Below are 12,825 nucleotides of genomic sequence, written 5' to 3' on the forward strand. Positions count from 1 at the left end.
TCTTTAATTTTTTACATCGCAAATTTTTCTTCTGCTTTTGAACTTGCTGAATCTTCTTGTGTTCTAAATGCTTCCGTCATTTCTTCGAAAGGACAATGTACGACCATTTTGCCCACACGTCCGTAGAAATCACTGAAAATGCATTGACCTTTCTTCAAGTCTTTCAACATTTCCATATTCTCAGGACTTTCTTTTGAATATTCTAAACCAAGCGATTTTAAAATATCCTCTCGTTCATCCTTTTCATCAAACGCAAAATGACAACCAAAGTTACCGCCGTCTTCGTCGGCTTTATCTTTAACAGATTGGGTAATAAAGACAAGCGAATTATTTTCTGATCGACCCATACGTTTAATACCTTTAGCTACTTTTTTACCTTGACGTGACGCACTAAATGCCCAACCTTCATCAATAAAGAGTGTGGTTTGTATCTGTCTACGTGAACCAAATTTCTGTAAGAATTTACCAATTAAAAGCATTAAAGTAATCCCATTTTTTTCACCTGTTGAATAACCTGATGGGTCATCACCAGCTTTCGGCATATCTAAACCTTGAACTTGTAATATCGTTGCTTTTTCTTGAATATTCAAAGCTGGATTACTACCATCACTAAACACAAGTTTTAATATATTATTTTGTGTTTTTTCAAAAAGTAAATCACCAGCTTGACTTACATGTTCATCTTCATCATTTTGAAGCTTTTTAATTACATCTAATGACCCAACTTGTTGACCTTTTTCACGTTCCTCAACTGTTTCAGTAATAGCCCTATAAATTGCTGTTTCAACACGATGTTCATTTTCAAAGGATTTAATTTCATCAAACACTGACTTCAACATTTCGTTTGCTTCAATACCATCAAGGAAAACAATAGGGTCTAAACAACCGTAATTACTAGGTTTTTTATAATCCAATGTCACATACTTAAATGTTTTTAAATGATTAACGAATAGGGGATATTTACGTTGCATATCTTCACTTTCTGTAATTTTATTAAACCAGTCTGCAAATTCACTTTTCGGGTCCCAATAAATCATTTGACCTTTAAAGAATGATGTATATATCCAAAGTAACTTAGCTAAAAATGATTTACCTTTACCTGTTTGACCTGTGATTAATACGTGTGGGCTATCACTGACTGCTCCTGATATACCTTTGGCTGCTAATAATAAACTAAATAAAATAATATCTCTTGAACTTGCAACAGCTTCCTCACGTGAAACAGAACGTATAAACTTATCAATACGTCCGATATAAAAACCAGTTTTTGTACCTAAACTTTGCGACACGCCAAATAAATTTTCTGCAATCCCAGTTGCTGTCGTGCGTTGCACCCAATATTTATTAATAAACAATGGATTTCCATGTAAAATTTGATAATAAAGTTGTAATTGGTCAGCTAATGGATTAACCGCATAAATATTTGTTTCTTTCAAACGTTTAATTAAACGTTTCGCTTTACGCTTACAATCTTTTAAATCATCACTCTTAATCACAAATGAACAAGACCATTCCATAAATACACCTGAACCTGTCACTTCTTTTTCCATTTGTTCTAATACAAATAAATTATCTTGTATATCTTCAGATGCATTATCACCAGCTGATTGTTTTTCTCTTGCTTGTGCTTTATGATTAATTTTTGCACGATCAAATTTCTTTTTCACTTTATCATTTTCAATGATTTTTGCTTTCACGTGACATTCCACAGGAAAGGGCATATTTTGTGCTTTTTCATATATATGCGTAAATTCCATATCAAGTGGAAAATCATCAACAACAATTGTTGTTGTATAAAATGTTTCATTTTCATTTGTCACTTTCAATACACGCATATTTGTAGGGTCAATGACCACATTACATACATCAGTAACGGCACGTCTTGATGACTCTTCTTGTACATCATGCGTCGCATTTGAAATAAATGGCTTACGCACGATATAAGCAAGTTCATTTTCAGTTAAACGTTCACCCTCAATACTCAAAAAACTGTCCGCAAGTTCTCGTTCAAACACTTCATAACGGCTTAAAATTTTTTCATCTAATGAAACATTAAAACCAAAATTCGAAATCATTCGTTCCGCTGTATCTGATAATGTACTCTTAAGGATTTCTTTAATCGAAATCGCATCATCACTTAATTCTCGAAGTTTCACACCCATGACAAACGAGTTACGTGTAATCATTTGTAATTCTTGTTCTAACACATCAATCGTTTCTTGGGCATAATAATTAGCCACATCAAACGCTGAATCATCAAAGTCTTGACTAATTTCTTTAAATTTATTACGTAAATCTAAATCATGCTCATACATTTCAAAATGAAAATCCTGATAACCTTTAATCGATTCAAGAAAATATTTCATACGTTTTTTTGAAGCTTCTTTTTTATCGTAATTCGCTGTTGAAATAGATTCAGAACGAATACGATAATACGCCCAAACTTCACCGCTTTTCGTTAATAACAAATTATTCTTAATCCCTGCATAGGGGGCTTTTAATTCCATGTCATCCCTCCATTAAAAATAGCCCCGTTAGGGACTATTTCAATTTTATTATTTTCTTGTCATGATATTTCACTTCTTCATCATATGCATAATGTACATTGCGCATTTGAATGTTAAACACATACATCATAAAATCCCAAAGAAAGAATATCAGTTTCTTACCATCTTGTTTTAATTTTACTAATTGCTTCGTCATATAATAGGGGAGTACTGTAAAATAAATAATCGTCAAACCTGGTATTAAACCTGTTAATGTATTAAATCCAGCCTTAAGATATAATAATATTAAAATCAATTCAATCACAAACAACGTACCGACCCAGTCTAAACGAATACCTTTTGACCACCGGTAACTTCCTGTAAATTCATACATCACAATCGGCTGTTCAAATGTTCGTTTCAAATTGTAAGCTTTTTTATCCATATCGATCAGCTCCCAAAAATCAACTTCCAAAGCCCTGATACTGAATTAAACACTGTTTCAGGACCTTTGGAAATCAAGAACATCAAACCACCAATCACAAACAATGCAAGCATATGCCCATATTTACCCGTTGCCCACTTAACACAACCAATCACCAATACAATAATACCAATTGCGGTACCAACTTCTTTATTAACCCATTGACCAAGTGGATTAATAGAAGGTGCATCACCTAGTACCAGCATTAAATTAAATAAATGTTCCATCACTTTAACCTCCAATTGTTGTTGTTAATTTTTTAACATAATACTTACCATCTTTTTTTGTAATATCTAAGGTGTAATGTTCTAAGTTTTCAAGTGGTGACCCTTTATCTTTCATTAAAACCTCTGCTTTAACAACATAATCGTCACCCTTAGGATAAATACGTAAATCACTGATTTTAGACACTTCACGTGTATCTTCTAACCCTTCGGGGTTATCCATTAAATAAGCCATATCATCCGATTTACTTTTACAATATTTATCAAAAAACTCTTCAACAAATGCTTTTAGTTTCGGATTATCTTCACGCTTTTCATTCTCCAAACTATCTTTAACAAGTGTTGCTTTTTTCAGTTGATTACTTGGAATCGTAGAAAAATGAGGATATTCAATCACCACGTACTTATTATTTTCACTTTTAATCGGAATGTTTAATAATGCTTTCTTAGTTTCTGTTCGTTCTTTTTCTTCTGTCTTTGTTTCATATTCATCCTTTTTATCTTTGTCCTTTTTATCCTTTTCCTTTTTAACTTTAACCTCCTTTTTCTCTGTAATTTTTAAATCGTAACTTACAATATACTGAATGATTGTTTGTTTATCTTTACGTTTAATATTAAAAAATTCTTTTTCATTCAGCTTACGCTCAACATTTTCAGTATTTTCTGTAGGTGTCTTATAATCAGAGGGATAAAAATCCGCTAACGCTTTTTGTCGCTCTTCTTTTGCCTTACCATCTTTAGGAATAGTCATATATGCATCAATATACTTATCAGCATATAACTTTAAATTAGGATTATACTGAACTGTTTCAGCGTTATCTTCATATTTCTTTTGAATTTCTTGCGTTTTATTAACTGCTTCTTTACTTTCGTTGTTCGCTTTAGAAGCTCTAATGAAAGAGGCAATCAACAAAATGGTTAACAACACTAAAATCATATAAAAAACAATCACAATCTTTTTTCTGTGATTGCGATACTTCGGTAATGATTTACGTTCTTCTTCAGGAACATCAAAACGCTTGCCTTTTTTTGAAAATCTTGATAATATCAACTTGTTGATGATACTCAAAAAAGCTTTACGTATATTACTTAGAAAAGCTTTGATAGGAATCATCTCCTTTCTTTTTACGCTTTAGATTTTCTAAATAATGATTAATTCTATCGGTGTGTTCATCATTAAATGATGAATGCGCCAATATTTTATTCAGAAAATCTGTATCCCCAAGTAATCCTTCGGATTGTGCCATTGCTTCAGCTGTTAAAACCGTATCTAACGTGGTAGCTACTTGTTTACATAACCAATCAATATTATCCTCAATTGACTTTAAACTCGGTTTTATACTTAAACTAATTTTATCAGCACCTTTAATAAAACGTGACCATTCTTGATATACTGGCCACCTTGATTTTCGACTATCTGATACATCTTTCGGCTCAGTTACAAAACGCATACTATTATTTAAAACACCTTTAACAATATCTGATATGCTTGATGTTTCTGTTAAAATATTTGCGCAATTTTCCGCATTACTTCGTCGCATTTGTATTTCATAACGATTCCATAATCCAAAATCTTCAACAGGTGTTTTTAATTTATACGCCATTTCATAGTTCTTTTCATAAAAGCGACAGTACATATCACTTTTTTTAGAGCCGATATAAAAAGTTGAACCTTTAGACTGTCCGTTGGACAATTTAAAACCAGCAATTGAACTCGCTGTTCTAAATTTTGAAATACATTCACCATGCTCAGCCTTTTTAATTAATCGTGGTATTTTTAAATATGTTTTTGTATCATCAATCGCAATATCAATTCTTGTAAAACGCGCCTTTTTAGCCGCACAGCGCTTAAAAAAGTCTTGCCACGTTTCATTGCGGTTGATTAAATAATGTTCAAATTCTCGACAACCAGAACCAGTTAACTGTAGATGAAAGCCCATACCCTCATCTTTATCCGAATAAAAGATTTGAATATTACCAAACGTATAACCACGATTGTAAAAGTACAAGCCACTATTACGATGTTTAAACACTGCCCGAGGCAGTTTCAAAACATCCTCCATAATGGTGAAAATAGAGGGCACCTGAAAAGTCACTTGAACCCAGTCAACAACTGCCTCCAAGCCACATTTTTCTGGCTTCGCTACCCCCCTATTAGTAAGGGGGGTAGAAGCTTGATTTTCCATGAAAAAACCTCCTATCAAATCGCAAGCGATTTGATAACTTAAGGCTGTCGCTTCCCTTTCTTAACGCGCCTTTGTCGCAGGCTCCGCCCAAATGCTTAACGCCGTCCCGGCTTGCATTTCTGCGCCTGCAGGCGCTAAAAGTCCAGCTCGCCTTAAGTTAAACAATACAAATGATATATTTAACTATCTACATCACCAATATAGATACAATCCTTCAAATCAATTTGTAGTAATCGCCCGTGTCCTGCTTCTTTCAAACTAAAACACAATAAGCAGACGTCAGTGTATATCCTCGGTCTGCCTGATGGTAAACGACTTTTAACATAGTCACCATTAAATTTTTCTTGTATTTCCTTTGCGATAAGCATTAATGATAATGCTTCACCTGTATTAATTCTAGATGCAATATATGACAACATGCCTTCAGATAATTTTAAAGTACGTGCATAAGGCGCTAAGTTGTCAGCTGTATAAAATTCCATACACTAACCTTGTTGTGCACCTTTTTTATGTTGAATTGTCGCAATTTGTCTAATATCTTCTGCCTTAATACTCGGTTGAATTGAATGGAAATCACCTGAAGATTGTACATATTGTTTTGCTTCTACACCTACAAGTTCACAAACTGACATAATATCAAGTTTTACTTCTTTAGGTACTTTTACTGTTACTTGTTCACCTTGTCCAGTTGACGCTAATTTGTATGCATATAATTTTTGATCGGTTTTTTCTCCATCTTCATATTTGTATTTCTCATCAACACCCATGAAATATAAATCTCCAAACGTTTCTTTTAAATCAAATTTCGGACTCCATGCCATAATAAATTCCTCATTTCTTTTTATAATTTTTATTTATACGCTTTATGCTTTTGTTTCTAAACTATAAATATCATCAGCTGAAAAGCTTGTATATAAATTACAATAACCTGTATTCATATCTTGATATACTCTAGGTTTGATTGTTAAATTATCAAAATCAACACGTTCTAAAGAATCAAAGTATTTTTCATTTGACAGTCTAACTTTAACTTGTTCACCAATATCAACACATATAATCGTATACAGATAATAAGCTTCATCAAACCGCGATATTTTTTCAACATGGGACAAATAACGAAACTCTTTCCCCATAGTTGCTTCAATATCAATGACTGGTTCTATCATAAAAGTCACCTCGGCAGACTCATACAAATCAGAGTTTTTTAGGGTCGCACGAATAGGAATAACTCCCGCAAATCCGTACCACTGCATTTTTGATAATGGAGTGTCTATGCTTCTCCTGACCTATTCAATTTTTTTGAAACCTATCGGTTCATCACCTCAAAGAATTCTAGGTCTAATTTATCAATATGATACATCTTGCATATAAATGCGTTAGACACACCATACTTTTTTAAATATACATAATCCTTATAAGTGAATTGATAGTCATTATTTTTCGCTTTATTACACACATCTAATATACAAAAATATGCAATTTTATACATCTTGCAAATATGACGTTTAGAATAACCATGAAATCGTAAAACAACAAAATTTCTATAATCTAAACGATTAAAATCATAAAAATAAGGTGTAAACTCAGTCATAACTACCAATTCCTTTTTTAAGAATTTGTTGTTAATTAGAGTTTACACCACAACCGCACCGTAAAATGTAGCGAACAAAATAATTACACGTGCAATATTAATAAACACTGATGAAACTTGGTTATTTTTATTACGCGTTAAATATGCAACATTTGTTTCCGTAATATAGTAGTACGACAAAATTGTAGTAAATGCAAAGAAGAATAAGGCAAATGCAATAAAGTATGACCCTACGCCAGAGAATGAAGGATCAAATTGATAACCGCTGCCATGGAACGCTTTATCAATGCCGGCTTGTGCATACATCGCAGTCCCTGAATAATCTTTACCTGTTGCATTTTCAACATAAATACCACCGTCTTTAATTAAATGTGGTGTGCCATTCGCATTAACCGTACCATCAGTCACATTATATGTACCAGAAATCAGTATAATCAATGCCGTTGCGGTACATACAAATAATGTATCAATATATACTGAAAATGCTTGTACTAGACCTTGTTTACTTGGATGTGATACTTCTGCTGCCGCTGCTGCGTGTGGACCTGTACCTTGACCAGCCTCATTTGAGTATAATCCACGTTTAACACCAATCTCTATCATTGCGCCAACGATACCACCAAAAGCAGATTGTAATCCAAATGCTGATTTGAAAATTAATGCAAATAACGCTGGCACTTCTTGTATATTGATACAAATGATAATGACAGCCATTAGTATGTAAATAATTGCCATAAATGGTACAACGGCCGTTGCAACATTAGCAATACTACGTACTCCACCAAAAATAATTAATCCCAAAATAACTACAACAATAGCACCCATTAACCATTGTGGAACATGAATCGCATTGTGCATTGAACTTGCTATAGCGTTAGATTGCACACCAGGTAGCAATAGACCTACTGAGATAATGGTAACAATAGCAAAGATAATTCCGTAAACTTTCCCAAATTTACCACCAATACCATATTCAATATAATACGCTGGTCCACCACGGTATTCATTGTTTTCAACTCGCTTGAATATTTGACCAAGTGTAGATTCAATAAAAGCACTACTTGCACCTAAAAACGCAGTAATCCACATCCAAAATACTGCACCAGGTCCTCCTATAAATATTGCAGTAGATACACCGACAATATTACCTGTACCGACCCTGCCTGCTAAAGACATGGCTATCGCTTGAAAACTTGAAATGCCATTAGGAGACTTCTCTCCTTGAAACATTAAACGAATCATTTCTTTAAAATGTCTAACTTGAAAAAATCGCATACGCAATGTAAATAATACACCAGTAATTAGCAAACCATAAACTAATGGCTTACTCCAAACAACCTCATTTAAAAAGGTTACTAATTTTTCAATCATAAGATTCCCCCTATTGTTTAAACATAAAAATATTATACGATTAAGCACGAGACACTTCAATATATTTTCAGAATATTCTTATAAATAACGATGTAATTATTTCATTATTTAAATACGTTTAATATTAAAATTAGATATTCGTATGAAAATTGTTACTGTTTGATCCATTTGAAGACTTACGAGTCGTTGAAAAGTCGCACAAACTATTGAAAGTAAATATCTTAAAATAGAAAGTGAATGGTTAATTTAAGTATATTTAAAAAATATTAACCTTTTTAAGCACTGCTATTTAGGATATACTAAATAATAACTAAGTTTAGAAAAATAGGAGGAACATCGTTTATGTTAAACAAGGTTTGGTTCCGAACTGGCATCGCTCTGATTATGCTGTTCATTCTCATCAAACTATTTATGGAAGTGCACGAAGTATTTACTCCAATTGCTACAATCATCGGTTCTGTATTTCTTCCATTTTTAATTAGTGGTTTTTTATTTTATATCTGTCTACCTTTTCAAAACTTACTTGAAAAAGTCGGTTTTCCAAGATGGGCTAGTATAACAACAATCATGGTAGCTCTGTTTGCTATTATCGGCTTAATTGTTGCGTTTGTTGCACCAATCATCATTTCAAATATCAACAATTTAATTAATCAAACGCCTGCCCTACAAAAAGAAGCAGAGCAAATTATTAAATTCGCCTTAGCTCAAATGGATAAATTACCTGAAGATGTAACAAGTAGAATTACAAATATGGTTAAATCAATGGGTGATGGCGTTACTAATATTTTATCTAATTCATTACAGTACATTACATCATTAATTTCAACCATCTTCTTATTGATTATGGTGCCATTCTTCTTAATTTACATGTTAAAAGACCATGAAAAGTTTATTCCAGCTGTTGCTAAATTTTTCAAAGGTGAACGTAAAGTATTTTTCGTAGATTTATTAACTGATTTAAACTTTACTTTAAAATCTTACATTCAAGGTCAAGTAACAGTCAGTGTTATTTTAGGTATATTCTTATATATCGGTTATTCTATTATTGATTTACCATATATTCCTTTATTAGTACTATTTGCTGGTGTCGCAAACTTAATTCCTTTCTTAGGTTCATGGTTATCATTTGCACCTGCAGCTATTCTTGGTATTATTGATAGTCCAACTACATTTATATGGGTATGTATTATAACTTTAATCGCACATCAACTTGAAGGAAATGTCATTACACCTAATGTTATGGGTAAATCTTTAAGTATTCATCCATTAACTATAATTGTTGTCATTTTAGCAGCTGGTGATTTAGGTGGATTCACATTAATCCTTATTGCAGTACCACTATACGCTGTCTTAAAAACGGTTGTTAGTAATATTTTCAAATATAGACAACGTATTATGGATAAAGCAAATAGCGATGTTAAAGACTAATTCTGTTTACATTATTTCATAGCACAAAATATTATCGCCTCAAAAGTTGAAAACACTGCTTTTGAGGCGATTATTATTTTCATAATAAACAATCAGAAAAGGTGGAATGGCAAATAATTTTTCATCAGTCCGATTAATATAAAAACAAAAAGCTTTGGTCACCCAAAAAATGGAGTGAACAAAGCTTTTTAGTTTACATATTATTTAATTGCGTGGAATCCGCTATCTACATGAATATTTTCACCAGTAACGCCACTTGATAAGTCACTTAATAAGTAAGCCGCTGTTTTACCTACTTCTACTTGATCAATGTTACGTTTTAAAGGTGCACGCTCTTCGATTTCTTTAAGAATTGTATTGAAACCACCCACACCTTTTGCACTTAATGTACGGATTGGACCAGCTGAAATGGCATTAACGCGAATATTATCTGGACCTAAGTCTAATGCTAAATATTTAACATTTGCTTCTAAGCTTGCTTTAGCAACGCCCATAACATTATAATTTTGAACTGCAAATTCTCCACCTAAATAAGTTGTGGCAACAATACTACCACCTTCAGGCATTAATTTTTTAGCTTCATGAGCAACAATTGTTAATGAATAAGAACTAATGTCTTGAGCTAATAAGAAACCTTCACGTGATGTTTCAGAAAAACGCCCGCGTAAGTCTTCCATATTGGCAAATGCAATTGAATGATAAACACCATCAATATTACCTATATCTTTTCCAATTTGTGCAAAACCATTAATCACTTCTTCATCACTTTGAACATCAATTTGATATAAGTGTGCTTCAGGTTGATTTAATTGTTCTAACAATTTTTCAAGCTCTTTACGGCTACGTTCTTTACGATAAGTAAATACTAATTTAGCACCTAATTCGTCTAAGACTTTTGCAACGCCAAAAGCAATACTACGCTTATTAGCAATTCCCATAATGACATATGTTTTGTTTTCAAGATTTAACATGTAAGATAACTCCTTAATATAATGAATTTAACGGGTAGAATGACATATCCCTATTTAATAACTTTTTATTAGTCATTACATTTTAACACTATTATGACTTTTTAATAAAGTTATTTAAACGCTTTAGCAATACAAATATTACATATGAAACAATACAAAGCGTACATTTTCAATTATTGCAATCATTTTACATCATTAAATTAATGTAATTGGGTATCTTGCATTCATAATATTTTAATAATAAAATTCTAATTCTTGTTTCAACTCATCAACGTATTCTTTAGCACCAGTAACAATTAGTCGGTCACCATAACGTAATTGGGTATCACCATGTGGCACAATCGATTCATTATTTCTAATGATACGCACAAAGATAATATCGCCACCGAATGGGAAATTACGTAATTGAATATTTTCATATTTATAATTTAACATTTGAATTTCATAAAGTGATGTTTCAACATTGCTTAATAAGTTCAACATGTTAGGTGTTTCTATTAAGCCTTTTAATAAAATTTTGTTACTTAAATAACTACTGAAAATTTCTATACCCGCTTCTACTAATTCCGTATCATCAGATGTACTTTCTAACCTACAAATGACTCGTTGAACTTGATGTTTTTTAGCTAACATAGCAACTTTTCGGTTAATATCATCATCATTTGTTGCGCAAACCACTATGTCGCGATCAAATAAACCTAATCTTTCTAAAACGTCTTGCTCATAATCTGCAATTTCAATCATTGTAATATCATCAGACAATTGACGACGATCACTTAAATCTTTTCGATAATATAAAGTCACATCGTATAGTTGAGATGTTAAATTTTGAGCAATCGGAATTGTTAGCTGGTTCTTACCTATTAAACTAACTTCAATTTTACGATTAAATTCATCTGGAATTGGAAATAGCTTTTTGAAAATAATTGGAACGAATACACATGTAATAACAGCACTTAGTATTAAAATACCTGATGTTTCAGATGAAATAACATTTAATCTTTCAGAGATCTTAGCAGCAGCAATCACGAGTGACAACGTCGACGTTAATAAAAATGCTGATGCAATCGTTGTTCTCATATCAAACCAGCGTCTTATGAACATGACTGGTATTAATTTAGAAACAATAAATGCAATAATTAATATCGGTATAATAATTAGTAATTTAGGCTCTTTAATTAACGAAGGTATGTTTAAATCTACACCAACCATTATGAAGAATATAGGTATAAAGAATCCATAACCGAATGAATCTAGCTTTTCGACCATTTCTTCATCTGGGTTTAATAGCGATACAACTACGCCGGCTAAAAATGCACCTAATATATTTTCAGCTCCAACACCTTCTGCTAATGCTACTAATAAAATAATTAAAGCAAATACTGCACGAATACCAATTTGTGTCGTACCGTCCATCAGTTTTTGTAAAAATGACATACGCTTAAATTGAACGCCTAAAATATATGAGATAGCTGTGAAAACGACGAGTATGCCAATTAACCAAATTGTACTTCCACCTTGACCATTAATTGCACCGTACACTGTTAATAAGATCATTGTTACTAAATCTGCTAATACAGCTACTAAAAGTATAAATTGGCCAATTGTAGTTCGCATAATATTCATTTCTTTCAATGTCGGCACAACAACGCCTAATGAAATGGTTGAAATAATAATGACCATCAATAATACATCATCAACTAAGCCTAACCATTTAAAGACATATGCCAAGAAAATTGAAATAATCATGATTAAAGCAAATACTGTAAGGGCTAAGTTCAAATGACCTGGAATTGATGTTTCTTCATCATTATGCCCTTGACGACCGCGCTTATCTTTTTTAAACGCTTTAAAATCTATTTCTAACCCACTTAAAAACATTAAAAAGATAAAGCCTAACGTAGATAAAATATTTAAAATAGAATCCCTTTCAACTATATTTAAAAAGGAATTTCCTATGACAATCCCCATTAATATTTCTGCAACAACAACTGGCAAGAAATTAATATTTAATCGATTGACAATTATTGGAGTTAAAAACGCTGCTAACACGACAATAACTAAAGATAAAAACTCCATAACTC

12 protein-coding genes and 1 pseudogene are annotated in these 12,825 nt (G+C 32.3%); 1 reads left to right on the plus strand and 12 read right to left on the minus strand.

All coding sequences use genetic code 11. The features are described from left to right. Positions 1–11 precede the first annotated feature (11 nt). The 10 genes and pseudogenes from ML436_09790 to ML436_09835 form a co-directional block, all read right to left on the minus strand. Positions 12–2,507 (minus strand): ATP-binding protein, encoded by a 2,496-nt coding sequence (locus ML436_09790; protein UMT77440.1) that lies wholly within the window; start codon positions 2,505–2,507, stop codon positions 12–14. A 34-nt stretch (positions 2,508–2,541) separates the two neighbouring features. Beyond that, a complete protein-coding gene (locus ML436_09795; protein UMT77441.1) occupies positions 2,542–2,931 on the minus strand; it encodes a conjugal transfer protein in 390 nt (129 codons plus the stop codon). 5 nt (positions 2,932–2,936) lie between these two features. Further along, complete coding sequence (locus tag ML436_09800; protein UMT77442.1) at positions 2,937–3,197, minus strand: TcpD family membrane protein; 261 nt, start codon at positions 3,195–3,197, stop codon at positions 2,937–2,939. Positions 3,198–3,201: 4 nt separating this feature from the next. Then, positions 3,202–4,263: a conjugal transfer protein gene (locus ML436_09805; GenBank protein ID UMT79512.1), complete on the minus strand. Its 1,062-nt coding sequence runs from the start codon at positions 4,261–4,263 to the stop codon at positions 3,202–3,204. A gap of 16 nt (positions 4,264–4,279) precedes the next feature. Next, positions 4,280–5,380, minus strand: coding sequence for a replication initiation factor domain-containing protein (locus tag ML436_09810; GenBank protein UMT77443.1), 1,101 nt, complete (start codon positions 5,378–5,380; stop codon positions 4,280–4,282). Positions 5,381–5,559: 179 nt separating this feature from the next. Beyond that, positions 5,560–5,862, minus strand: coding sequence for a hypothetical protein (locus ML436_09815; GenBank protein ID UMT77444.1), 303 nt, complete (start codon positions 5,860–5,862; stop codon positions 5,560–5,562). 3 nt (positions 5,863–5,865) lie between these two features. Then, positions 5,866–6,201 (minus strand): YdcP family protein, encoded by a 336-nt coding sequence (locus tag ML436_09820; GenBank protein ID UMT77445.1) that lies wholly within the window; start codon positions 6,199–6,201, stop codon positions 5,866–5,868. A gap of 42 nt (positions 6,202–6,243) precedes the next feature. Further along, positions 6,244–6,546 (minus strand): transposase, encoded by a 303-nt coding sequence (locus tag ML436_09825; protein UMT77446.1) that lies wholly within the window; start codon positions 6,544–6,546, stop codon positions 6,244–6,246. A gap of 140 nt (positions 6,547–6,686) precedes the next feature. Continuing rightward, entirely contained in the window at positions 6,687–6,971 is a 285-nt protein-coding gene (locus ML436_09830; protein UMT77447.1) for a hypothetical protein, read from the minus strand. Between the two features lie 51 nt (positions 6,972–7,022). Further along, a pseudogene (locus tag ML436_09835) lies at positions 7,023–8,342 on the minus strand (sodium:alanine symporter family protein). Positions 8,343–8,684: 342 nt separating this feature from the next. On the opposite strand from ML436_09835, the gene cozEa reads away from it, so the two are divergent. Then, positions 8,685–9,770, plus strand: coding sequence for a cell elongation protein CozEa (gene cozEa / locus ML436_09840; protein UMT77448.1), 1,086 nt, complete (start codon positions 8,685–8,687; stop codon positions 9,768–9,770). Positions 9,771–9,970: 200 nt separating this feature from the next. On the opposite strand, the gene fabI is transcribed toward cozEa, so the two are convergent. Both fabI and ML436_09850 read right to left on the minus strand, forming a co-directional pair. Then, a complete protein-coding gene (gene fabI, locus ML436_09845; protein ID UMT77449.1) occupies positions 9,971–10,741 on the minus strand; it encodes an enoyl-ACP reductase FabI in 771 nt (256 codons plus the stop codon). A 234-nt stretch (positions 10,742–10,975) separates the two neighbouring features. Next, the gene (locus tag ML436_09850) at positions 10,976–12,820 is read right to left on the minus strand and encodes a monovalent cation:proton antiporter family protein (GenBank protein UMT77450.1); all 1,845 of its coding nucleotides are present in this window, start codon (positions 12,818–12,820) and stop codon (positions 10,976–10,978) included. Positions 12,821–12,825 lie beyond the last annotated feature (5 nt).

Source organism: Staphylococcus roterodami, from assembly GCA_022493055.1.
GTDB classification, from domain to species: domain Bacteria; phylum Bacillota; class Bacilli; order Staphylococcales; family Staphylococcaceae; genus Staphylococcus; species Staphylococcus singaporensis.

What these genes read in the sequence shown, in the direction of transcription:
- ML436_09790 (UMT77440.1), bottom strand. Translation starts at nt 2,507, where the DNA reads ATGGAATTAAAAGCCCCCTATGCAGGGATTAAGAATAATTTGTTATTA.
- ML436_09795 (UMT77441.1), bottom strand. Translation starts at nt 2,931, where the DNA reads ATGGATAAAAAAGCTTACAATTTGAAACGAACATTTGAACAGCCGATT.
- ML436_09800 (UMT77442.1), bottom strand. Translation starts at nt 3,197, where the DNA reads ATGGAACATTTATTTAATTTAATGCTGGTACTAGGTGATGCACCTTCT.
- ML436_09810 (UMT77443.1), bottom strand. Translation starts at nt 5,380, where the DNA reads ATGGAAAATCAAGCTTCTACCCCCCTTACTAATAGGGGGGTAGCGAAG.
- ML436_09815 (UMT77444.1), bottom strand. Translation starts at nt 5,862, where the DNA reads ATGGAATTTTATACAGCTGACAACTTAGCGCCTTATGCACGTACTTTA.
- ML436_09820 (UMT77445.1), bottom strand. Translation starts at nt 6,201, where the DNA reads ATGGCATGGAGTCCGAAATTTGATTTAAAAGAAACGTTTGGAGATTTA.
- ML436_09825 (UMT77446.1), bottom strand. Translation starts at nt 6,546, where the DNA reads ATGATAGAACCAGTCATTGATATTGAAGCAACTATGGGGAAAGAGTTT.
- ML436_09830 (UMT77447.1), bottom strand. Translation starts at nt 6,971, where the DNA reads ATGACTGAGTTTACACCTTATTTTTATGATTTTAATCGTTTAGATTAT.
- cozEa (UMT77448.1), top strand. Translation starts at nt 8,685, where the DNA reads ATGTTAAACAAGGTTTGGTTCCGAACTGGCATCGCTCTGATTATGCTG.
- fabI (UMT77449.1), bottom strand. Translation starts at nt 10,741, where the DNA reads ATGTTAAATCTTGAAAACAAAACATATGTCATTATGGGAATTGCTAAT.
- ML436_09850 (UMT77450.1), bottom strand. Translation starts at nt 12,820, where the DNA reads ATGGAGTTTTTATCTTTAGTTATTGTCGTGTTAGCAGCGTTTTTAACT.